This window comes from Arthrobacter sp. T572 (assembly GCF_056780115.1).
Genome location: NZ_JBRAZQ010000002.1, coordinates 3,233,914 through 3,255,013 on the forward strand (window position 1 = coordinate 3,233,914; position 21,100 = coordinate 3,255,013).

Genomic DNA, 21,100 nt, shown 5'->3' on the forward strand with positions numbered 1-21,100 from the left:
CAGCGAACAGTCCGAGGAGCCACCGCCGTTTGATTTCCAGTGCGTGGCTTTTGGCGGTGGTCATTCGATAAGCCTAAGTGGGGCCCAGCCTTTGTGGGTCATTCGCCGCGACGGCAAGCGGGCACTGTCCCACCGCTGTATGATCCGACTATCCGACGGTTCGTCGGCTTCGTCTTTGGGGGGACTCACTTATGGCTTCCACGTCCGTTTCGCGCGCACTCGGCTTGGTTGGATCAAGACGCTGGAGCTCAGCTGCGGCGGGAACGGTCGCCGTTGGACTCGCCCTGGCTTTGGCGCTCGGGACAACTTCGGCTCCTGCGCATGCGGATGTGGTGGTGGATCGCTTTCCCATCCCGCAGTGGATCACCGACATAGCGGTGAATCCTGTAACCGACACGGTTTTCGTCGCCTCCGGTATCGAAGGCGTAATCCGCCATGGAGCGGGCGGTACGAAGAAAATCTACCCAGAGGTCGGAGAACGTATTCGGCTTGCCGTTAATTCAGTGACGAACAAGCTGTACATCAACAATTCGTACGGTGCGGTCGTGGCTTTTGATGATGCCACGGGAGCGAGCACGGAGATAGCCCTCGATGCCACCCCGACAGCAATTGCAGTGAATGAAAAGACGAACAAGGTATATGTCGGCACCACGACCGGTCTTGTCGTCATCGACGGCAGGACGAATGTGGTCACTCCAGTCCCAGGTGCCACCTCAACCAGGGAAATCGTGGTCAACACCGTCACCAATACGGCTTACGCTCTCTCCTCAGGAGCAGTAAAGGTCATCGATTCGCTCGGCAAAATCACTTCGACTGTCTCCATAGGGGCGGGGGGCTTTCTTGCCATGGCCCTCAATCCGACCAGCAACAAGCTATACGTCACTACGGCGCCGCAATACGGCTCAAGTTTGAAGGTCATCGATGGTGCCAGCAACACCATCACGGGCACCGTAGCTTCAAATGACCCGCTCGGTGCGCTTGCCGTCAATCCTGTAACCGACAAGGTTTACATCGGTTCAGGCAACGACGCCAACAGCTCCATCAAGGTGGTCGACGGCCCCACCATGACCGAGTCCGCCAGTGTCCCTATCGCAACGCCAGCTAACACCATTGTGGTCAATCCAACGAACAACAAGGTTTACGCCACCATGGCTGTTCGTGGAGCCACCATTATCGATGGCCGGGATAACTCAAGCACCGTCCTCTATACAGGATGGGATCCTGGAAAGGCGGCCGTGAACCCGCGCAACAACAAGGTTTACGTCGTCAACACTGCTAAATCCGGATTTCAGGTGAAGCAGTTCACAGTGGCTGTTATTGACGGTAACGCAAAGAAGCCGGCCAAGAACGATTTCAATGGGGATGGAAAGGCCGACGTCCTGGCTCGGGACGCTTCGGGGCTTCTCTGGCTCTACCCCGGCAATGGCACCGGAGGGTGGCTACCCCGGGTCCAGGTAGGCCAGGGATGGAACGTCATGACCGCCATGGTCGCTCCCGGTGATTTCAACGCGGACGGTCACGCCGATCTGTTGGGCCGCGATGGCGGGGGCCTGCTGTGGTTCTACCCGGGCAACGGCGCCGGAGGCTGGAAACCGCGCGTCCAGGTTGGACACGACTGGCAGACCATGAACTCCCTGCTTGCACTCGACTACTACGGCGACGGATACCTGGATCTCATTGCCCGCACCACTTCCGGCTCATTGCAGCAATACGTTGCCGATGGGAAGAGCCGCTTCCTGCATCCCGGCTGGGCCGGTGGTGGCTTATACAGCGCAGCCGGATTGACCGAGCTGACGGGCGTGGAGGATTTTAACGCCGACGGGCTCGGTGACATGGTTGCCAGGGACAGTGCCGGCGTACTGTGGCTCCACGGGGCGACCGGTTTTGGCAGTTGGCTCCCCAAGCAGCAGATCGGCCAAGGCTGGAACGCCATGAACTCACTGGTTGGTCCAGGCGATTTCAATGGCGACGGTAAGGCAGACATTCTTGCGCGCGACGCGGCGGGAAATCTCTGGCTCTATTCCAACAACGGTGTGCGTACCTGGCCCTCCGCTATCAAGGTAGGAACCGGCTGGAACGTGATGACCGAGATCCTCTAATCTGCGGCAGCCGAACCAAAGCAGGGAGAATGGGCGTGCGGGTGCCTAAACCGTGCCCCCTCAGCTCCCCCGCACCCCGTCGAACGCCGCACTCGTGCTCCCCTGCGGCACCACCACATGGACGGCGTTGCGCTCCACAACGAATTCGGTGGGCGACTCCGTGGCGATCTCGCCGTCGAGATTCACCGGCTGCGGCTGATCGGTGACCAAACGGACGCGCCGGGTCTCGCAGTGGAACACGCGATCGTGCTTCACAAAGCTGCCGTCCTTGAGGAGCCTGGCGATTTTCACGAGCTCCGGGAGGGGTGCCTTGGAGATCGCGTAGATGTCCAGGGTGTGATCATCGATCCCTGCCGTGGGTGAGACGGTGTTGCCGCCCCCGTAGTGCCGGCCGTTGCCCACCGCGATCTGGATCAGGTCGTCGAATTCCCGCGTCTCCAGGTCTCCGTCCGGGAACTCCAGCCGTGCCGCAAACGGGCGGTGCCGTGCGTAGGCCTTCACCGTGGCAACGCCGTAGGCCAACGGACCGATGTACCGTTTGAGGCGGTGGCTGAGGGCTTGGGTGACACCCACGGAAAGGCCGGCGGACGCGACATTGAGGAACGGCTGGCCATTCGCCCGGCCAAGGTCAATGTCAACCACTTTCCCACTGGCCACCACGGCGCAGGCCGCCGCCAGATCATCAGGTATCTCGAGCGTGCGGGCGAGGTCGTTGGCAGTGCCCAGCGGCAGCACACCAAGAACAATGTCTGTCCCGGCCAGTATCCCGGCGGCGTGGCTCACCGTGCCGTCCCCGCCACCAACAACAACAAGGTCGTGCCCCTCCGCCATAACCCCGCCAAGGGCAGGTGCAAGGTCCGCCCCTGACCTGAGCAAGTGCACAGCGGCTACAGGGACACCGGCCCCTTTAAGGGTGTTGATAGCTTGGTCGCTCACCGCGGCACCCCGACGCGAGGCGGCGTTAATCACGACGGCGGCCGAGCGCACCTCACGTAGGGACTTCATGGGGACCATCGTAGGCGGATCCACCTTGGAAAAACCTGCGAGAGGACCGCCGGAACCCGGCAGCGTCAGCTGGCGGCAGCAGCGTCGTCGTGCTCTGCCGGAAGCACCACGGTGAAAGTGCTGCCCTTCCCGGGCATGCTGCTGCACGTGATGGTGCCCCCGTGACGTTCCACGATCGACTTGGTAATGGAAAGCCCCAGGCCGACGCCGGGAATTGCCGCCTGCCGGGCGCTGTCTGTGCGGAAGAACCGGGTAAAGATCTTGGCGGTTTCATCACTGGTCATGCCAATTCCGGTGTCGCACACCTCCAGGTGGATCCAGCCGTCGTTGCGGGCCGCCTTCACGTTGACCTGGCCGCCCCCGGGCGAATACTTGATGGCGTTGGATATGAGATTGTCCAGCGCCTGGCCCAGCCGCAACGGATCCGCCTCCGCCCACAGCGGGGACGGCACGTCGGCAACCAGGCCAACGTTGGCGGCGTCGGCCTGCGCATGGGCTGACACCAGGCTGTTCTCCACCAGACCCGACACATCTGTCCGCCGCAAGTAGACGCTCTCGACGGCGGCGGAAGACAACAGCAGGTCCTGCACCAAAGCATGGAGCCGCTCAGCGTTCCGCTCCACCACTTCCAAGCGGCGCCTTGGTGCGGCCGGAATTTCCTCATCCCCGTGGAGTGCCAGGTCCATGTTGCCCAGGATCGATGTCAACGGGGACCCGAATTCGTGGGAGACATTGGCCACCAGTTCATCCTTGGCTGCGAGGGCTTCAACCACATCGGTGACGTCGCGGAACACGATCACCGCTCCCCCGAAACCGTCGTCAGCCGGGCGTTTCATGCTGCGTGCAGCCGTTGAGATGGCCCGCTGCTCCGGGCCGGAGCCAAACCAGACAAGGTAATCGGAAAACGTCTCTCCCTGGATCGCCCGCTCAATAGGGCGCTTGCCGGGCGGCAAGGGCGTCTGCTTGTCCAGGCCATGGATGAAGCTTTCATCGTCATCGGTGGACGCTCCGGTTTTGGCCAGCCGCAGAAACTCCCTTTGTTGGTTGTTCGTCAGGACGGTTTTTCCTTTTGAGTCGACCGCGACAATACCGACGTCGATCGTGTCCAGGATGGTCTCCAGCAGCATTTCCCGGTCCTTGCTCGCAGCGAGCAATTGTCTAAGGGCTTGATCCCGCTCACTAACGCGCCGTTGCTGGATCCGGGCATTGGACCCCGATAGCCGGATAGTGATCGACACGGCCAAAAGCAGCAACGGCAGGACTGCCACAGAGAAAATGTCGGCAGCGGTGGGTTGGGGCAGGTGGGAGATGAATGCCGGGAGGGAGATCACCAAAGGGCCGGCAAAGCTGATGGCCAGGCTCGTCTTGGCGCGCAGTCCGGAAGCGGACAGCCAGATCACGGGGAAGAGAGCCAGGACGGCCAACCCTGGCAGCACGCCATAAGATCCACTGCGGGTAAACGCCAGGGCCACAAAATCCAGGACGGGAATGATGAGGCTTGCGTTCGAAGGCAGCCGCTCCCAGGGCACCAGGAAGCAGGCCAGGAACAACGTGCCGTGCAGGAGCAGCCCGACAACCAGCATCCAGTTCTGGAAGAGGGTAGGCCAAACTCCGCTCGAGGCAACGATCAATCCCGTGACAACCAGTGTCAAAGGCAATTCACAGACCGCAACTTTGGCCCGCGGCGTCAGTTTCCTGAAAACGCGGACGGCGGTCCGTAGAAAGGGCTGCTCAGTCAAGGCAGGACTCGTTGGAGGGAGGCACGGACCAATTACTATCAGGAGCCGTTTCCCGCTGGCAATGGCACAGAACGGAGCAGATCAGGCGAAATGGGCTCTGATGTTGGGATCGGCACATATTGCACATATTAGGTGCCATATAACTTGATTGCTTGTATCGTACGTATTGAGGTGACGCTTTCCGTATTGCGCTGGGCTTGCGGTGGTGCGTACCGACTCGAGGATATTTCAATGAACGAGCCTGGGGTTGCTGTAGTCATTGAGGATGATGAAGACGTCCGGAACCTGGTGGGCGCCATCCTGAAGGAGGCCGGCTTTGTGGTGCACTCTGCCGCGACCGGACGCGAAGGCGTCGAGGTCGTCCGGGACCATCAAGCCGTAGCCGTGACGCTGGATGTTGGCCTTCCGGATATGGACGGCCATGAGGTACTGAGGCGGATCAGGCAGTTCAGTGACGCGTACGTGGTGATGCTCACGGCCCGGCGCGACGAGCCAGACACCCTGACGGCCTTCCTGACCGGCGCGGACGACTACGTCAAGAAACCATTTCTGCCCCGCGAGCTCAGGGCCAGGGTAACGGCCATGATGCGGCGGCCTCGAGTGGTGGCCGCGCAATCCGTGCCGGAGGCCCAGGCCACTCCGATGGGAAGTCCGATCCGCCAGGCTACGGCCAATCATGCCTCCATTGAGCACAACGGCCTGACCCTGAACTACAAGGCCCGCACTGTTGACCTGGATGGCAAGCCCGTGGCCTTGACCAGAAGCGAGTTCGACCTGCTCCTCGATCTGCTGCGCAACCCCGGGGAAGTTCGGACCAGGGCTGATCTTGTGCGGGCCGCCCGTGGTGATTATTACGACGACGACGCCTACATCAGCGAAGCTGACGAGCGTGCCGTTGAGACACACATCGGCAATCTGCGCCGGAAGCTGCGTGAAGATTCGCAAGCTCCGCGCTTTTTGCAGACGGTTCGAGGGGTCGGCTATATGCTCGTTCCCAAAAAGACCGACTAACCGGTTGGATCCGGTTCCGGAGTCGAATTCCTCAGGACATAGCTTTCTTTGAGCTCCTGGATTGTGCTTTCACCGCATTCGGCAAGCTCATGCAGGAGCGGCCGGGCCTGGCCCAAATCTCCGTTGTTGATGTGTTCTTCCATTCGCCCCGCAAGACCTGCGAGGCGGACTCCACCCACCATGGCCGAAGAAGTCCGAAGGCTGAGGATGGCGTCCAGTGCGGCGGGCACGTCACCATGTTCGACGGCGGCGCGAAGGGTTTGGTGCCTTGCCTCCCAAAGCCTCACGAAGTCGCGTGCAAAATCACGTGCAATCCGAGGATTATCCAACTGGTCTTCAAGCAGTTGGAATTCTGCGAGGTCCAGAATCGGATCAGCCGAAACATGGCTCCCGTGGGGCAACCCGGCGAAGTGGCCCCCGCCGGCTGCGCCGGGGACACCCTCCACGTTGGCTTCACGGAAATCTGAACTGGACATAACTCGATGGTACTTCCTGAATTTGGGCTTAAACCGATCTTGTGCTGATCTTGAGCAAATCCTAACGACCTCCTGATTCCGGCAGTTCCTATTTGTTACTTCTCCTGTTGAATTTGCTCAGCTGCCGCCAAGGGTCACTATTGCGTTGATGGCCGCGGGCCCCAGGATGGCAATGAACAAGACGGGGAAGATGAAGAACAACAAGGGGAAGAGGATCATGACCGGGAGTTTCATTGCCTTCTCTTCGGCACGTTGACGTCGCTTGACCCTCATGACCTTCGCCTGGACCCTCAGGACCCGGCTGATGGCAATACCGTACGTGTCCGCCTGGATGACCGCCTGGACAAAGCTCCGCAGTTCGGGAACGTTGGTCCGTTGGGCCAACGCCAGGTAGGCCTCCCGGCGGCTTCGTCCCACCTGCATGTCCTGGAGCGTCCGCACAATTTCTTCCGCCAGGGGCCCCTTGCCGTTTTCCCCGGCCCGGGCCATGGCCCCTTCGAAACCGAGACCTGCCTCCACGGAGATCAGCATCTGATCCATGGTGTTGGCCAGTTCCAGTTGGATGGTCTTTTGCCGTTCCTGCCCCTTGCTGTACAGCATCAGGTCCGGGATGAAGTACCCCAGCAGGACAACGAATATGCCCACAAGCCGGATAAGCCCGCTCGAACTGTTCGTGGTGATGAGCAGTCCGAAAAGGGCCCCGCAGAGTCCAAGGGCAGGTTTGGCAGCCAGGACCCGTCCCAAGGGAAGCGACTGCGGACGGCCGGCCAGTGACAGCAATCGGTCAAGCTTCTGGACGTAGTTTGCCGGAGTGAGTTTGTAACCGATGCGTTCCAGCAGCCCGATCCGCCTCTGTTCCCCGGCATCGGTTCCAACGTAGCCCCGGGTGAGGAGTTCCTTGACGCCCCGCGGGGTCTTGCGGTCAACGGAAAGCAGGGACCAGGCCAGGTAGGCCCCCGGCAGGGGTACCAGCAACAGCGACATATACAGGAAGGGGTGCACGGTTCACCTCAGAATTTCAGGTCGATGATTTTGCGCATCCACAAGCCACCGATCGTCATCAGAATGGCTGACAACGCGATCAGGCCCCAACCAAGGGGATGCGTGAACATCACGTTCATGTAGCCCGGGTTGACCACCATAAGCAGCAGAACGATGCCGAAAGGAAGCGCCATGAGGATGTAGGCCGAGAATTTTCCTTCGGCAGCCAAGGACTTGATGTGTCCCTTGATTTCGCTGCGTTCGCGGATGGTCTCATTGACCTGGTCGAGTACCTCGGCAAGATTTCCGCCCACCTCCCGGTTGATCTGGATCGCTTGGGCAATCCACACGAAATCCTCGCTCCGCATTCTTTCTGCGGTATCGCTCAGGGACGCGTGCACGTCGCGGCCAAGGCTCGTCTCCGTGATGATGCGACGCATTTCCTCGGCCGTGGGGCTTGCCGATTCAGCAGCAGCTGCATCGATGGCCCGGAGGATGCTGTGGCCGGCCCGCAGGCCTCCGGAAAGAAGCTGCAGGGTGTCGCCCAGTTGGTCATCAAAGGTGCTGCGCCTTTTTCCGGCCCGGAATTTCAGGACCAGATGGGCTATCAAGGGTGCCGCAAGGCCCAGGAGAACGGCGATCAGGACGCCACCGGCTACAAGCCCGATCAGCGCGCCAACAAATGCACCGGCAATAACCAGGACAACAAAGTCGGCCTGGCTCATCCGCACTCCGGCATGATCAAGGGTCTCGCGGTTGAACAGCCGGACGTTGCGCCGCGTCAGGAACCCCTGAAGGGCCTCCGTGGTGGAGCCGGTCAGTTTGGTCAGTCCCGAGCCTGAGCCTAGCTGGTAGGGCCGCCGGCGTTCCAAGGGAACCTCAGGGGTTTTCGGAAGAATCACGGCAATGCCGAAGGCGACGATGGCTGACAGCATAAGGGCCAACCCGGCAAACAGCATCATGGCGTGCTCAAGTCCTCACGGTGGTTGTCAAAGGGGCCGCAAACAGCTCTGCCGGAACCCGTATTCCTACGTCTTCGAAGCGATCGATGAAACGTGGGCGGATGCCCGTTGGTACCGGGCGGCCGAGGAACCTGCCGTGATCATCAACGCCCGCCGAATAGTCGAAGACGAAAGCGTCCTGGAGGGTGACCACGTCGCCTTCCATGCCTTGGACCTCGGTAACGTGCGTGATGCGGCGTGTTCCGTCGCGAAGGCGGGATATCTGGATGATGAGGTTCACCGCTGACGCTATCTGCTCACGGATTGCCCGCAGTGGCAGGTCCATCCCGGCCATGAGGACCAGGGTCTCCAGCCGGGCCACGGCGTCCCTCGGAGAATTCGAGTGCACCGTGGAAAGCGAACCGTCATGGCCGGTGTTCATGGCCTGCAGCATGTCCAGCGACTCTCCCCCACGGACCTCGCCGACGACGATCCTATCCGGACGCATGCGCAGGGAGTTCCTGAGCAACTCCCGGATGGTGACCTCACCCTTGCCCTCGGTATTGGGCGGCCGGCTTTCGAGCCTGACGACGTGTTGCTGCTGGATCTGCAGTTCCACTGCGTCCTCGATGGTGACAATCCGGTTGTCCTCCGGAATGAAGGAGGACAAGACATTCAGCAGCGTGGTCTTGCCGGTTCCGGTGCCACCGGAAACGATGATGTTCAGCTTTGCTTTGACGCAAGCGTCCAGGAGCTCGGCCATCTGGGGCGTGAGCGTCCCAAAGTCGATCAGGTTCCTGACCGTCAACGGCACTTTGCTGAACTTGCGGATCGTCAAGGAGGACCCTCCGACAGCCAGGGGCGGGATCACGGCATTGACGCGCGAGCCGTCTTCCAAGCGCGCATCCACCAGGGGTGATGATTCGTCGATCCGGCGACCCACCCTGGAAACGATGCGTTCGATGACTCTCCGTAGATGGTCCTCCGAGCTGAATACCGATTCGGTGAGGGCCAGTTTGCCCCGCCGTTCGACGTAAATCTGGTCCATCCTGTTGACCATGATTTCGGTGATGTCCGGGTCGTCAAGCAGGCGCTGCAGTGGCCCATAGCCCAGGACGTCATCCGCCACGTCCGCAACCAGCCGGCTGCGCTCCTCCGCAGAAAGCGGCACCTGCTCGGCGTCGATGATCCGGATCAGCTCTTCACGGGCAGTGCTCCGCAACTCCAGTTCACTGAGCGAGGAATCATTGAACCGTGCGCCCAGGCGCTCGAACAATGCCGTCGCTGCACGCCTCTTGAGCGCGGCAAAGGCGTCCACCGGTTGTTGGGTCCTGGGTTTGGGTGCATCAGTAAACTCGGCTGTTGTGGCATGGGGGTTTGCTGTACCGGAGGCCTTCACTTGGAGACCGGGCTTGCCTTGCTGGACGGCCTGGGCAAAAGTTGGTTTGCCTGCTGCCGGGTGGGTGGTTTCGCGGCGATGCTCTGCCCCCGGAAGCGAGGCCACGTCCTCGGCGTCATGCAGGCGTTCGGAAAGCTTCACTGGACGACCACCCTTCTGTGGAGTTTCCTTTGGGTTGTGTTCCGCCATGCGGGGTTGAAGCGCTGCACCAACTGGTTGAGGCCCTTCACTGCCGGATCCTTTGTAGCCTCCTGGAGCACGGGAATTCCCCGGTTGGTGGAAAGGGCTACGGCTTTGGAACGGGGGATGCTCACATCAACCGGGGCGCCGACTGTCGATTCGACATCCTGGACTGACAACCCTGCCTTGGAGTCAGCCATGTTGAGCACCACGTGACGGCCTTCCGGGATGAGGTCGAGCCTGCGAAGAATGTCCAGCCCCGACCGGAGGCCGCGCACGCCGGGCACATCCATGCCGGTCACCCAGACGGCATCCGTGCAGTGTTCCAGGGCGGCAAGTCCGATCTCAGGAAGGCCGGGAGCAGTATCAACGATGACGTACTGGAACTGTTCAGCCAGCTGGTCCAGCAGCCGGGCCACCTGCTCCGGGGTAATCCCGTCAGCTTCAACCGGGTTCTTGGGGGCGCACAAGGCATAGATGCCTGCCGGGTGGACAGTCAGGAAAGCCTTGAGCACCAGCGAGTCCTGGCTGGCGGTTGGAGTCACGGCGTCCGTCACCGTGTGTTCCGGATTGAGGTACAGCCCGGAGGCAACGTCGCCGAACTGCAGGTCCAGGTCCACGATCACCACGCCCATGGGGGCGATCTTGCCCAGTCCCACCGCGATGTTGGTGGCGATGGTCGTTTTGCCCACACCGCCCTTGGGAGAGAAGACTCCGATGACCGTGCCCTTGGGTGCGCCCGATGGTTGCGGTTCCGCTGTCCGCTGGCGGGTCGCAAATGACTGGCACGCGCGCTCAAGGGTTACCCGGATCTCAGCCACCTCCGCCGTGGGCCGCATGATGTCGCGGATCCCGGAGCGCATGGCTTGGAGGATGAAGTCAGGGTCGGGTTCGGTGACCAGCAGCACGCTCAGTTCCGGCAATTGCACGGTGAGCACCGTGGTCAGGCGGAGGGCTTCCTCCACGGGCACGTCGGGGCCCAGGATGAGCACCTCCATGGGTTCCTGGTTGAGGGCGCCGAAGAGTTCGGCCGGGTCAACGGGGAGGACGTTGGTGAAGAAGGTCTGCACGCTTCCGGGGAGTCCGCCGGCAACTGCCTGCCGCAGCCGCTGATCAAAATCGGCGCTGGGAGTAATGAGGACGAATCGGCTCATTTGTAGATCTCACTCCTCTGGATAATCCGGGGACCGTTCTCCTGGGCATCCAGGGGCTCCTTGCTCAGCCAGATCTTGGCGAACTCCGAGGCGAAGACGATCTTGGACGCGTCGACGTCACTCACCGCCACCGTCAGGAGCAGTGATCCGGTGGGGAGAGCCGTGTCCTTGGGATCGGCGGCGGACCCCTGGGTGGGGCTCGGAGTCGGCTGGGCCGCCGATGGCTCCGGAGCACGCTGGACAGCGGTCACCAGGACCTTGTGGATGGTCAGCTGGGTGGTTTCCTTCTCCGGCTTTGCCTCGATTCCGCCACCTTCCATGGAGATGAAGATCCCCACATGGTCACCGGGCACCAAGCGACCACCCACCACCCTTTGGGGCTCGAGTTGGAAGGAGACCTCCTGCAGTCCGGCCGGCACGTCCACCTCGCCTCTGGCTTTCAAGGCCTCGGGGACGATCAGGCGTTCGGCGACCAAAGGCTCCCCCGGGACCAGGTCCACAGCAGCGACCTTGCCCGTGGAATCACCCAGGGCCTTGATCGCCGTGGCGGGGACGGCCGCAGCCGGGAGCTGCTCGGCCGTCACTGAACCCGTCATGGCTTCCACGGGTGTGCCGGCCGGAATCGGGGCCTTGACCATGAGGACATCCACGGGGGCCAGGTTTTGAACGGCCCTTTGATCGGCGCCCTGGGCATAGGCAAAGACGAGGATCACCCCGACGATGGCCAGCAAGGCCGCGGCCGATCCTGCCACTAGGCGTGATTTCACTGCTGCTCCTGTGCTGATGAAAGGAAAGGTGTTACTTGGTCAGGCGGACGATGGTGGCCCCGTGGGCACTGACTGGGCCCAGTGTGTAACCGTCGGCCAGGGATACGTATTTGACGAAAGTCCCGACGATTCCGCGGCAGTTTCCGCTACAGGAAAGTGCGGAGGACACGTACGGACTCGCGTTGCGGAAGGTGTCCGGCAGGCTGGAGTTGCCGCTGAACTTCCAGCCGATGACTTTGAAGGCAGCGAACGACACCAGGTGGTAGATGGCCCCGCTTCCCGTGCCCGTTACGGCGTTGAAGACAGGAAGCAGAACAATGACGTCCTTGCCGGCGTTGATGGTGTCAGCCCACTTGTTGAGTGTGCCGGCACAGTTGGTGGGGATACTGTTACCCGGCGCGCTCCCGCCCTCGCTGAGTGCAAGGTCGATGTAGCCACCGCAGGAACCTGGATTCTGGACGGTCCATCCGAATCCACCTTCTACAGCAGCACCCGAAGGCCCGTAGTTGCAGCTGGGGTTTGCGCCACTGCCGTGTGCCTGGAGAAGCTGCGGGTTCCCCCCGACCTGTCCCTGCACCTGGCAGACCGAGAACGTGAGCGGGAACGGGGTGGTGCCGGTCAAGGGGCTGCCCCACTGGACCGTGGACGAGGTCAGGACCTCGGCTGTGTTGATGCCTAGGGCACGCGCGAAGACCAGTGAGACCGAGTTCGCCCCGCCACCGGCCTGTTGGGAACCGGCAGACACCGTCACCGTTCGGTTGGTGAGGTCCAGGTTGACTGAGTTGATGTTGCCCCGGCTGTCTATCGAGTTCTTGTTGGCCAGGTCCTTGGCAATCTGCGGCGTAACCGAACAGTTGGGGTCACTGATGCTGACAGCGCATTTCTGAGCAACTGCCAGCGCTGCAGCATCGGATCCGTTCTGGACCTGTGCCCTTTCCGAGTAGAGCATTCCCGCATCCACGGCGAGCGCAGCAAACGCGAGCAGCACCACCAGGATCAGGGCGACGAAGACGGCCACAGCTCCCTGTTCGTCGTTCCCGCGTGCTCTTATCCGCCGCATTGCATGGCTCCTACACCCTCCATGGGAAACGGTCCTGCGATCCCGGTGAGGGTGCTGAGCGTGTACTTGATGGTCACCGACATTTGCATGCCGGAGGCGCAGCTTTGTGCGCTGAAGGTGAAGTTGGTGTCAAGCAACTTGGGGTTCAGGGAAACGGCCGCGTTTTTGGCGGCCGTCCGCGCAGCCGTCACGTCGTTCGAAATTGCCATTACCCGCACGCCCTCGCGGGCTGCGTTCGAGAGTGAAACCTGTGTGTTGTAGGCCCTTCCGAATTCCATGATTCCGAGCACGAGGAGCACCAGGACCGGTGCCAGCAGCGCGAATTCGACTGCTACAGCACCCCGTTCTGAAGCCCTGTCCATGGAACTGCCCTTTCGGTTGCCGGTCAGGGGTGGTTGTGGAAGGAAGAATGCCGGGTGGGTGGCCCCTGCCCCACCCACCCGGCACAGCGGGCCGTTTTACTTGGAGCAGCTGCCAACGACAGCGGCCGTGGAACCGGACGCCGGAGCGGAGGCAGTCCACGTGCCGCCCTTGACGGCACATGCGGAGCTGTTGAAGGTCTCGACGAGGTTGCCACCGAGGAGGCTGACGGCCACGATGATGACCACGGCGATGAGGGCAACCATGATGCCGTATTCGACGGCGGTGGCGCCGGTCTCGTCACGACGGCCACGGGAAGCGATGTTGTTGAGGTAGACAAGCATTGTGAAACTCCTGAGCGAGTTGGGGATTTGGGCTGGCCCGATACCAGCTCCCTCACAACGTAGCAACGAAAAATACCCCCAAGCGGAGTCTTGGGGACATCCTGCGGAAAGGCTCTGGTTCCTGCGCTGGCGCTGCGCTGGTCCTGTACTGGTCCTGCGGAAATCCTCGGAAAAAGCTGCTGGTATCCATGCAAATAAAGGCCGCGCCACCATGGCACGGCCTTTATTTTTATAGGTAACTTCGGCGGACGGCTCAGCCCATTGCGGTGGCCGTGGCCGGCGGCAACGAGAATTGCTTCCGTGCCCAGCGGGCCAGCTTCTTGCCTTTGCCCTTCCACCAGTTGTCTTCGTCTTTGTCGTGGTGCAAACGGAAGATGATCACCACCAGGACAGCTACGCTCATGACCACGTTCAACCAGGACGACATGACGGCTTCGGCCAAGGTACTGACTCCCATGACCATGACCGACGGCACCGCCAAAGTCCTGAAGATGGTGCTCGCCACGTAGCGGCGGTGTGAGCGGGGCACGGACAGGGCGCGCACCATGTCGAAGCAGAGGCAAACCACCACCATGATCTGGCCCAACGACATCAGGATGAGCCCGGGCAGCGAGCCCGCGAACATGGCCGCGGATTCCATGCCGGCGCTCATCGGAGACCCTCCATTGCCGCTGTGCCGCGATCGCTGAATTCACGCATTTGAACTACTCCCCAGACCAGAAACCCGTTGAAAACCGATGGTCTCCATTGAATCCTGCGCGCGGAAGGGTGGTCACGAGTAGTCAGTACTCGAATACGTGGACGGGATCTACTTGGTTGGCACGCGTGTACTCGGTCCAAGCCCTGCGTGCCGCTGTTCAGGGCGTTCAGGGCGACCCTGCCCTACCCCTTGAAAACCGGCGCCCGCTTCTCCTGGAAGGCCCTGAAGCCTTCGGCGTAATCGTCGGTCTTGCACAGGCGCGCCTGCTCGGTGTTTTCCTCGGCCATGGAAGCCCACAGGCCAAGGCGCTGGTCACGGATGTGGGCCACCAGTTCCTTGGAAGCGACGAACGCCTGGGTGGCACCTGCAGCAACGCGGGAAACAATCGCCCGCGTTTCATCTAGCAAGGACTCAGCCGGCATGGCCCGGCTGAACATCCCCTGTGCCACAGCCTCGCTACCGGAGATCAGGTCGGCCGTGTAGATCAGGTCCAGCGTGCGGTGCATGCCCAGGCGTTCGGTGAAGTACCAGTGCCCGCCCGAGTCCAGCGTTGCCCCAAGCTTCGCAAAAGGAGACCCGAACTTGGCGTTCTCCGCCACATAAACCACGTCCGTAGCCAGCAGCAGCCCGAGCCCAACCCCCAGGCAGGCACCATGCGCAGCAGCGAACGTCGGCGCCGGGAATGCCGCCATCTTCTTCAGCAGCGGCTCAACCAACCCGCCCAAATACGCCTGGGCGTCGTCGGTTTCAGGGGTCACCCCGGCAATGTCGCGGCCGGCGCAGAAAGCGCGCCCCTCTCCCCGCAGCAGCAGCGCCCGCACTTCACCACGCGAGGCGGCGGCAGCAGCGTCGTCGTACGCTCTGCCCAACTCAAGCAGCGCGTCCTCGTTGAGCGAGTTCAGCTTTTCCGGGGCGTTGAGGACAATTTCGGCAATGCCGTTTTCAAGGGAGAGCTCGATCATGGGACTCCTTAGACGTCGAAGTCGACGGTCACTTCTTCGCTGGTGGGGTGGGCCTGGCAGGTGAGGACGTAGCCCTTGTCCAGCTCGTCCTGCTCCAGGGCGTAGTTCTCATCCATGGACACGGTACCGGTGACCAGCTTGGCGCGGCAGGTGCCGCACACGCCGCCGGCACAAGCGAACGGAACATCGGGACGGACGCGCAGGGCAGCGTTCAGGATGGACTCGCGGGCATGCGTCGGGCTGGCGACATCGCCGGTGAGGCCGTCCAGCTTGAACGTGATCTTGTACGTCTCCTGCGACTCGTCCTCCACCACGGGACGGCCTGCGTGGCCCTCGGGACGGTCCGGGCGCCCGGTGGTGAACAGCTCAAACCGGACGTGCTCCGGCTTCACGCCACGGGAGGCAAGGGTGTCCCGGCACAACTGGACCAGCTCAAACGGCCCGCACAAGAACCATTCATCCACGTCCTCGGCGTGGATCGCCGACGACAGCAGGGACTGCAGCTTCTCCGCATCGATGCGGCCGGTCATGAGCGGGGCGATCCGCTGCTCGCGGGACAGGACGTGGTGCAACGCCAGGCGCGAGGGGTACTTGTCCTTCAGGTCGGCCAGTTCCTCCAGGAACATCACATCCATGGCCGCCTTGTTGGCGTAAATCAGGTCGAACCTGGTGTCGGGATTTGCAGCCAGCAGCGTCCGCGCGATCGCGATGACCGGCGTGATGCCGGAACCTGCGGCGATGGCCACGAAACTGCCCGGCTCCCCCGCGAGCTCCTCGGGGTGGTTCATCGAGTTCATCACGTTGTGCTGGACGTCCGAGCCGTCCTTGCCGTGCCGCGAGATGAAGGCACCTTGCGGGCTCATGACGTCCAAGGCATCGCCGGCCTTCAGTTCGGCGTTGGCCCAGGTGGAGAAAATACCGCCCAGGTCTTTCTTGATCGCCACGCGGATTTCGCTGCTGCCATCGTCGAACGTGCGCGGCTCTGCGCAGATCGAGTAGCTGCGGCGGACCTCGTGCGGCTCACCGTTCTCATCCGGCAACGTGGTGCGGAGGGCCACGTACTGTCCGGGAAGGTAGTCGTACTGCCCGGCCAGCTCCACGGGAACAGCGAACGTCACCTCAATGGCGTCGTCCGTCAGGCGCCGGACTTCCGAGACGGTCAGGTGATGGAAAGACGCACGACGGCGGCTGGCCGTCTGGGTTTCGGTGGTCATGGAATTCCTTACAGGACTTTGAAGTAGTCGAACGGTTCCTTGCAGTCCTGGCAGACGAACAGCGCCTTGCAGGAGGTGGAACCGAAGCGGGTGAGTTCCTTGGTGTTCAGCGACGAACACTGCGGGCATTTCACAGCCAGGCTCAACCGCACCGGACCCGAATGGCCACCAGCGGCGGCGCGCCCGGTGGGAGGCGCAATGCCGTATTCCTCCAGCTTGGCTTTGCCGGACTCTGTCATCCAGTCCGTGGTCCAGGCCGGGGAAAGCACCAGGTTCACCTCAACAGCTGCGTATCCGGCGTTGCGGAAGGCAGCCCGCAGGTCGTCACCGATGGCGTCCATCGCGGGGCAGCCCGAGTAGGTGGGCGTGATGGTGACCTCGACGGCGGTACTTGCCGTGCCGCCGTCGTGGTTTCCTTCGGGCTGGGGTACTTCCGTAACCCGGACACCGCGCAGGATGCCCAGGTCCTCGATGGTGAGGACCGGGATCTCCGGATCGCAGACTGTGGAGGCGATGTCCCAGGCCTGCTGTTCAGCAGTGGTGACCGTTGCCATCACCATCACCAGCTCGCGCCCGGGTGTTCGCGGGCCAGAACCTGCATTTCGGCCAGGACGTAGCCCAGGTGTTCGGAGTGCTTGCCACGGCGTCCGCCACCCAGTGACTGGGGAACGTCCGGGGCGGTCAGTTCCGCTTCGGCGAAAATCTCACCGGTCAGGCGATCGAAGGCCTCGCGCAGGCTGGACGGCTGGACCGTGACACCGGCTTCGGCCAGGCGGGTGGTGAGCTCGTCGTCCTCGAAAAGTTCGTCCACGTACGGCCACACCAGCTTGAAGCCCTGGATCATGCGGGCACGGGACTCATCGGTTCCTCCGGCGAGGCGCAGCACCCACTGGGCGCTGTGGTCACGGTGGTAGTCCACTTCCTTCACGGCCTTCGCTGCGATGGCAGCGAGGGTGGGATCCGTGGACGCAGTGAGCGCTGTGTAGAGCTCGAACTGGTAGAAGCTCACAATGAACTGCCGTGCGATGGTGACTGCGAAGTCGCCGTTGGGCTGCTCAAAGAGGTGCGCGGAGCGGAATTCGTGCTCGCGGCGGAAATAGGCGAGGTCGTCCTCGGACTTGTCCCAGGCTGCACCGGCGTAGGTCAGGAAGGACCGGGCGTGGCCCAACTGGTCCAGGGCGATGTTGCCGAGGGCAATGTCTTCCTCGAGCTCCGGGGCACGGGAGATCCAGTGGCCCAGGCGTTGGGCCAGGATCAAGCCGTCGTCGCCGATCCGCAGCGCGTACTCTGCCACGTCCTCGCCCGGCTTGACCTGCCCGCGGCGGACCTCAAGGGCAATGTCTTCGGGGCGCAGCGCGTTGCCCGGCGTGATGCGCGTGGCGCTGGCCGAACCGTCGCCGGACGCACCGGCACCGTGGACGCCGACGGAGATGTCGCCGTGGCCGTCGATCGCGAAGTCAGTGTTGGTTTCGTGGGAAGTCACAGGTGCTTCACGCCTTCGCTCTTGGTGTAGTACGTGGCATGCCGGTAGTCCTTGCCCTGCGGCGACTCGAAGAAGGAGCCCTTGGAGTCAGGATCGCTGGAGGCAATGGCCTCGGCCGGAACCACCCAGATGGAGACGCCCTCGTTGCGGCGGGTGTAGAGATCGCGGGCGTTCCGGAGGGCCATGGCGGCATCCGGGGCGTGCAGCGAACCTGCGTGGACGTGCGAGAGGCCACGGCTGGAGCGGACAAAGACCTCCCACAGGGACCAGGGCGTCTCTTGGTGAGCCGCACCGGTGGCGACCGAAGGCGCAGAGGCGGGTGCCGGCGTCGTGCTTTCCGCCGTGGTGGCAGCCACCTTGGGCGCCTCGCTGTTGATTTCCCCGGCAGCGCTGGCCGGTGCTTCGGGGTTTCCGTGGGGAGCCATTATGCTGCGTTCACTTTCTCTGCTTGCTTGCGGGCGTAGGCAACGGCGGCTTCGCGAACCCAGGCACCATTCTCGTGCGCCTCGCGGCGGCGTTCGATGCGCTGCGAGTTGCAGGGACCGCGGCCAGCCAGGACTTCCTTGAACTCGTTCCAGTCCAAGGGCCCGTGCTCCCACTTCTTGGTTTCTTCGTTGAAACGGATGTCCTTGTCAGGCAGGGTCAGGCCGAGGACCCGGACCTGCTCCACCATCATGCCGACGAACCTGCTGCGCAGCTCGTCATTGCTGAACCGCTTGATGTTCCACGCCATGGACTGCTTGGAGTTGGGTGAATCGTCATCCGGCGGGCCAAACATCATCAGCGACGGCGCATACCAGCGGTTCACGGCGTCCTGGGCCATCTGCTTCTGCGCAGGCGTGCCGTTGGAGAGTTCCAGCAGGATCTCGAAACCCTGGCGCTGGTGGAAGGACTCTTCCTTGCAGATACGCACCATTGCGCGTCCGTAAGGACCGTACGAGGCACGGCACAGGGGCACCTGGTTGCAGATGGCCGCGCCATCAACAAGCCAGCCGATGGCTCCCATGTCTGCCCAGGAAATCGTGGGGTAGTTGAAGATGGACGAGTACCGGGCCTTGCCGGCAATGAGGTCTTCCATCATCTGGTCCCGGGACTGCCCCAGCGTCTCTGCTGCGGAGTACAGGTACAGGCCGTGGCCCGCCTCATCCTGAACCTTGGCCATGAGGATGGACTTGCGCTTGAGGCTCGGCGCCCTGGTGATCCAGTTGGCTTCCGGCTGCATGCCGATGATTTCCGAATGCGCGTGCTGCGAGATCTGGCGCAGCAAAGTCTTGCGGTAAGCCGCCGGCATCCAGTCGCGCGGTTCGATGCGCGAGTCTTCCGAGATGATGCGATCAAAGTACGCCTGACCGGCTGCCTCCCGCTCCTGTTCCTCCGGGGACAGCTCAGCGGGCACTGACTGCAGATTCTGCGATGCCATGGTTGCTCCTAATAAATTACCGACCGTTCGTTCAGAATATGCGGAGCGGGTGATTTCAGTCAACCTTTTGGCTTCACCTCAGGCTCACCCTCTGTTCACGGCGGCTGGCAAAAGTAGACGGCATGACTGACTTCTCACGCCGCACCCTCGTCAAAACGTCCCTCGCCGGTCTCACCATGGCCGGGCTCGCCGCCGGAACCGCCGCCGGAACCGCCCCGGCTTCCGCTGCCCCCACGGCAATCCCGCTGGTCCGCAAGCGGCTCACCCTCCCCACGGGCATCGCCACCGGTGACGTCACCACGGACTCCGCCGTTCTCTGGTCCCGCGCCTCCGGTCCGGGCAGGATGACCGCCACGCTCCAGGCGATCGACAGCGCCGGGGAAATCCTCCGCGGGCGCTACGGCTTCAGCCGCACCATCCGCGGCCCCCTGGCCACCGAGGCCAGCGACTTCACCGCCAAGATCCATGGCAAGGGACTCCCCGCGGGCACCCGTTTCAAGCTTGAGCTGAACTTCGAAGACGACAACGGCGCAGGAGAAGCCGTGCACGGGACCTTCAGCACCGCACCCGGAGCCACCCACGGAAAGCACGACGGCGGTACGGACGGCGGGCGCGAAGGCGGCAGGCCGGCGTCGGGCTCCCAATCGTTCGTCTGGACCGGCGACACCGCCGGCCAGGGCTGGGGCATCAACGAGGAACTCGGCGGCAGGCGCGGCTACGCGGCCATGCACCGCACCAACCCGGACTTCTTCATCCACTCCGGCGACACCGTCTACGCCGACGGCCCCATCGCCGCCACCGTCACCGAGAAGGACGGCCAGGTGTGGCGGAATATCGTCACCGAGGAAGTCTCCAAAGTCGCCGAAACCCTCAAGGAATACCGCGGACGCCACCGCTACAACTCACTCGATGCCAACATGCGCGCCATGTTCGCCGATGTCCCTGTGATCGCCCAGTGGGATGACCACGAAACCACCAACAACTGGTACCCCGGCGAAATCCTGGACGACCCCCGCTACACCGAACGCAACGTCAATGTGCTCGCCGCACGCGGCCGCCAGGCGTGGCAGGAGAACATGCCGCTCGCGGACTCCGCGGCGCTGTGGCGCCCTGGAACGTTCGACGGCGGGCAGTACCAACCCGCACGCATCTACCGGAAGATTCCCCGCGGACCGCAGCTGGACATCTTCAGCCTGGACATGCGGACCTTCAAGTCCCCCAACACGGACGGCAAGGAACCCTACGCCACCAGCATCCTCGGCCAGGAACAAGTTGACTGGCTGATCAAGGAAGTCCGGCAGTCCAAGGCCACGTGGAAGGTGATCGCCGCGGACCTGCCGTTGGGCATCATCGTTCCCGACGGCGCCGTGAACCAGGAGAGCCTGGCCAACCGGGATCCGGGAGCGCCGCTCGGCCGTGAGTTGGAAATCGCGGCCGTGCTGTCGGCGTTCAAGAAGTCCGGAGTGAAGAACATCGTCTGGCTGACCGCTGACGTGCACTACTGCGCGGCCCACCACTACTCCCCGGAACGGGCGTCGTTCACGGACTTTGACCCGTTCTGGGAATTCGTGGCCGGCCCCATCAACGCAGGGTCCTTCGGCCCGAACGACATGGACGGGACGTTCGGACCCGAGGTGGTGTTCTCCCGTGCCGGACGGTTCCCGGGCGAATCACCGCGGGACGGCGAGAACCAGTACTTCGGGCACGTGGACCTTTCCGATGACGGCACCTTCACAGTGAGCTTGCGGAATGCCAACGGCACGGTGATCTTTACGAAGGTCCTGACCCCGGAGCGGTAGGCGGGG

The 21,100-nt window shown here is 62.7% G+C and carries 21 protein-coding genes; 3 read left to right on the forward strand and 18 right to left on the reverse strand.

The window, feature by feature from the left end; all coding sequences use genetic code 11:
• Positions 1-191: 191 nt before the first annotated feature.
• The gene (locus ACUYMZ_RS16145; protein WP_481604467.1) at positions 192-2,099 is read left to right on the forward strand and encodes an FG-GAP-like repeat-containing protein; all 1,908 of its coding nucleotides are present in this window, start codon (positions 192-194) and stop codon (positions 2,097-2,099) included.
• Between the two features lie 60 nt (positions 2,100-2,159).
• Here the strand turns inward: ACUYMZ_RS16145 and ACUYMZ_RS16150 are convergent, their stop codons facing one another.
• Both ACUYMZ_RS16150 and ACUYMZ_RS16155 read right to left on the reverse strand, forming a co-directional pair.
• The gene (locus ACUYMZ_RS16150) at positions 2,160-3,104 is read right to left on the reverse strand and encodes a lipid kinase (protein WP_481604469.1); all 945 of its coding nucleotides are present in this window, start codon (positions 3,102-3,104) and stop codon (positions 2,160-2,162) included.
• 65 nt (positions 3,105-3,169) lie between these two features.
• On the reverse strand, positions 3,170-4,843 hold the full coding sequence (locus ACUYMZ_RS16155; RefSeq protein WP_481604473.1) for an ATP-binding protein: 1,674 nt from the start codon (positions 4,841-4,843) through the stop codon (positions 3,170-3,172).
• A gap of 231 nt (positions 4,844-5,074) precedes the next feature.
• Between ACUYMZ_RS16155 and ACUYMZ_RS16160 the strand changes: the two genes are divergently transcribed.
• Entirely contained in the window at positions 5,075-5,854 is a 780-nt protein-coding gene (locus tag ACUYMZ_RS16160; RefSeq protein WP_481604475.1) for a response regulator transcription factor, read from the forward strand.
• On the opposite strand, the gene ACUYMZ_RS16165 is transcribed toward ACUYMZ_RS16160, so the two are convergent.
• The 16 genes from ACUYMZ_RS16165 to paaA form a co-directional block, all read right to left on the reverse strand.
• Positions 5,851-6,330 (reverse strand): Hpt domain-containing protein, encoded by a 480-nt coding sequence (locus ACUYMZ_RS16165; RefSeq protein ID WP_481604477.1) that lies wholly within the window; start codon positions 6,328-6,330, stop codon positions 5,851-5,853. The two genes, ACUYMZ_RS16160 and ACUYMZ_RS16165, sit on opposite strands and share 4 nt — an antisense overlap.
• A 117-nt stretch (positions 6,331-6,447) precedes the next feature.
• Positions 6,448-7,332, reverse strand: coding sequence for a type II secretion system F family protein (locus ACUYMZ_RS16170; protein ID WP_481604479.1), 885 nt, complete (start codon positions 7,330-7,332; stop codon positions 6,448-6,450).
• Between the two features lie 8 nt (positions 7,333-7,340).
• Positions 7,341-8,273: a type II secretion system F family protein gene (locus tag ACUYMZ_RS16175; RefSeq protein ID WP_481604482.1), complete on the reverse strand. Its 933-nt coding sequence runs from the start codon at positions 8,271-8,273 to the stop codon at positions 7,341-7,343.
• 7 nt (positions 8,274-8,280) lie between these two features.
• The gene (locus ACUYMZ_RS16180; RefSeq protein WP_442424837.1) at positions 8,281-9,570 is read right to left on the reverse strand and encodes a TadA family conjugal transfer-associated ATPase; all 1,290 of its coding nucleotides are present in this window, start codon (positions 9,568-9,570) and stop codon (positions 8,281-8,283) included.
• Between the two features lie 218 nt (positions 9,571-9,788).
• A complete protein-coding gene (locus ACUYMZ_RS16185) occupies positions 9,789-10,985 on the reverse strand; it encodes a CpaE/TadZ family protein (RefSeq protein ID WP_442424822.1) in 1,197 nt (398 codons plus the stop codon).
• Positions 10,982-11,752, reverse strand: coding sequence for a Flp pilus assembly protein CpaB (cpaB, locus tag ACUYMZ_RS16190; protein WP_481604485.1), 771 nt, complete (start codon positions 11,750-11,752; stop codon positions 10,982-10,984). Before cpaB ends, ACUYMZ_RS16185 begins: the two co-directional genes overlap by 4 nt.
• 31 nt (positions 11,753-11,783) lie before the next feature.
• Positions 11,784-12,812 (reverse strand): pilus assembly protein TadG-related protein, encoded by a 1,029-nt coding sequence (locus ACUYMZ_RS16195; RefSeq protein ID WP_481604487.1) that lies wholly within the window; start codon positions 12,810-12,812, stop codon positions 11,784-11,786.
• Positions 12,800-13,174: a TadE/TadG family type IV pilus assembly protein gene (locus tag ACUYMZ_RS16200; RefSeq protein WP_481604489.1), complete on the reverse strand. Its 375-nt coding sequence runs from the start codon at positions 13,172-13,174 to the stop codon at positions 12,800-12,802. Before ACUYMZ_RS16200 ends, ACUYMZ_RS16195 begins: the two co-directional genes overlap by 13 nt.
• A gap of 96 nt (positions 13,175-13,270) precedes the next feature.
• Positions 13,271-13,516 carry a Flp family type IVb pilin gene (locus ACUYMZ_RS16205; RefSeq protein ID WP_426003841.1) on the reverse strand — a complete coding sequence of 82 codons (246 nt, stop codon included), beginning with the start codon at positions 13,514-13,516 and terminating at the stop codon, positions 13,271-13,273.
• 253 nt (positions 13,517-13,769) lie between these two features.
• Positions 13,770-14,168, reverse strand: a complete 399-nt coding sequence (locus ACUYMZ_RS16210; RefSeq protein WP_426003842.1) for a hypothetical protein — start codon at positions 14,166-14,168, stop codon at positions 13,770-13,772.
• Positions 14,169-14,398: 230 nt separating this feature from the next.
• Complete coding sequence (locus tag ACUYMZ_RS16215) at positions 14,399-15,178, reverse strand: enoyl-CoA hydratase/isomerase family protein (protein WP_481604492.1); 780 nt, start codon at positions 15,176-15,178, stop codon at positions 14,399-14,401.
• Positions 15,179-15,186: 8 nt separating this feature from the next.
• On the reverse strand, positions 15,187-16,392 hold the full coding sequence (gene paaE, locus ACUYMZ_RS16220) for a 1,2-phenylacetyl-CoA epoxidase subunit PaaE (RefSeq protein ID WP_442424825.1): 1,206 nt from the start codon (positions 16,390-16,392) through the stop codon (positions 15,187-15,189).
• An 8-nt stretch (positions 16,393-16,400) separates the two neighbouring features.
• Complete coding sequence (paaD, locus tag ACUYMZ_RS16225) at positions 16,401-16,946, reverse strand: 1,2-phenylacetyl-CoA epoxidase subunit PaaD (RefSeq protein ID WP_481604494.1); 546 nt, start codon at positions 16,944-16,946, stop codon at positions 16,401-16,403.
• A gap of 5 nt (positions 16,947-16,951) precedes the next feature.
• Positions 16,952-17,875: a 1,2-phenylacetyl-CoA epoxidase subunit PaaC gene (paaC, locus tag ACUYMZ_RS16230; protein WP_426003846.1), complete on the reverse strand. Its 924-nt coding sequence runs from the start codon at positions 17,873-17,875 to the stop codon at positions 16,952-16,954.
• Positions 17,872-18,300, reverse strand: a complete 429-nt coding sequence (paaB, locus tag ACUYMZ_RS16235; RefSeq protein WP_481604497.1) for a 1,2-phenylacetyl-CoA epoxidase subunit PaaB — start codon at positions 18,298-18,300, stop codon at positions 17,872-17,874. The genes paaC and paaB overlap by 4 nt, the downstream gene beginning before the upstream one ends.
• A complete protein-coding gene (gene paaA / locus ACUYMZ_RS16240) occupies positions 18,300-19,295 on the reverse strand; it encodes a 1,2-phenylacetyl-CoA epoxidase subunit PaaA (protein ID WP_481604499.1) in 996 nt (331 codons plus the stop codon). The genes paaB and paaA overlap by 1 nt, the downstream gene beginning before the upstream one ends.
• 122 nt (positions 19,296-19,417) lie before the next feature.
• On the opposite strand from paaA, the gene ACUYMZ_RS16245 reads away from it, so the two are divergent.
• On the forward strand, positions 19,418-21,094 hold the full coding sequence (locus tag ACUYMZ_RS16245; RefSeq protein ID WP_481604502.1) for an alkaline phosphatase D family protein: 1,677 nt from the start codon (positions 19,418-19,420) through the stop codon (positions 21,092-21,094).
• Positions 21,095-21,100: the final 6 nt, after the last annotated feature.

What these genes read in the sequence shown, in the direction of transcription:
- ACUYMZ_RS16145 (WP_481604467.1), top strand. Translation starts at nt 192, where the DNA reads ATGGCTTCCACGTCCGTTTCGCGCGCACTCGGCTTGGTTGGATCAAGA.
- ACUYMZ_RS16150 (WP_481604469.1), bottom strand. Translation starts at nt 3,104, where the DNA reads ATGAAGTCCCTACGTGAGGTGCGCTCGGCCGCCGTCGTGATTAACGCC.
- ACUYMZ_RS16160 (WP_481604475.1), top strand. Translation starts at nt 5,075, where the DNA reads ATGAACGAGCCTGGGGTTGCTGTAGTCATTGAGGATGATGAAGACGTC.
- ACUYMZ_RS16165 (WP_481604477.1), bottom strand. Translation starts at nt 6,330, where the DNA reads ATGTCCAGTTCAGATTTCCGTGAAGCCAACGTGGAGGGTGTCCCCGGC.
- ACUYMZ_RS16175 (WP_481604482.1), bottom strand. Translation starts at nt 8,273, where the DNA reads ATGATGCTGTTTGCCGGGTTGGCCCTTATGCTGTCAGCCATCGTCGCC.
- ACUYMZ_RS16185 (WP_442424822.1), bottom strand. Translation starts at nt 10,985, where the DNA reads ATGAGCCGATTCGTCCTCATTACTCCCAGCGCCGATTTTGATCAGCGG.
- ACUYMZ_RS16195 (WP_481604487.1), bottom strand. Translation starts at nt 12,812, where the DNA reads ATGCGGCGGATAAGAGCACGCGGGAACGACGAACAGGGAGCTGTGGCC.
- ACUYMZ_RS16200 (WP_481604489.1), bottom strand. Translation starts at nt 13,174, where the DNA reads ATGGACAGGGCTTCAGAACGGGGTGCTGTAGCAGTCGAATTCGCGCTG.
- ACUYMZ_RS16205 (WP_426003841.1), bottom strand. Translation starts at nt 13,516, where the DNA reads ATGCTTGTCTACCTCAACAACATCGCTTCCCGTGGCCGTCGTGACGAG.
- ACUYMZ_RS16210 (WP_426003842.1), bottom strand. Translation starts at nt 14,168, where the DNA reads ATGAGCGCCGGCATGGAATCCGCGGCCATGTTCGCGGGCTCGCTGCCC.
- ACUYMZ_RS16215 (WP_481604492.1), bottom strand. Translation starts at nt 15,178, where the DNA reads ATGATCGAGCTCTCCCTTGAAAACGGCATTGCCGAAATTGTCCTCAAC.
- paaE (WP_442424825.1), bottom strand. Translation starts at nt 16,392, where the DNA reads ATGACCACCGAAACCCAGACGGCCAGCCGCCGTCGTGCGTCTTTCCAT.
- paaD (WP_481604494.1), bottom strand. Translation starts at nt 16,946, where the DNA reads ATGGCAACGGTCACCACTGCTGAACAGCAGGCCTGGGACATCGCCTCC.
- paaB (WP_481604497.1), bottom strand. Translation starts at nt 18,300, where the DNA reads ATGGCTCCCCACGGAAACCCCGAAGCACCGGCCAGCGCTGCCGGGGAA.
- paaA (WP_481604499.1), bottom strand. Translation starts at nt 19,295, where the DNA reads ATGGCATCGCAGAATCTGCAGTCAGTGCCCGCTGAGCTGTCCCCGGAG.
- ACUYMZ_RS16245 (WP_481604502.1), top strand. Translation starts at nt 19,418, where the DNA reads ATGACTGACTTCTCACGCCGCACCCTCGTCAAAACGTCCCTCGCCGGT.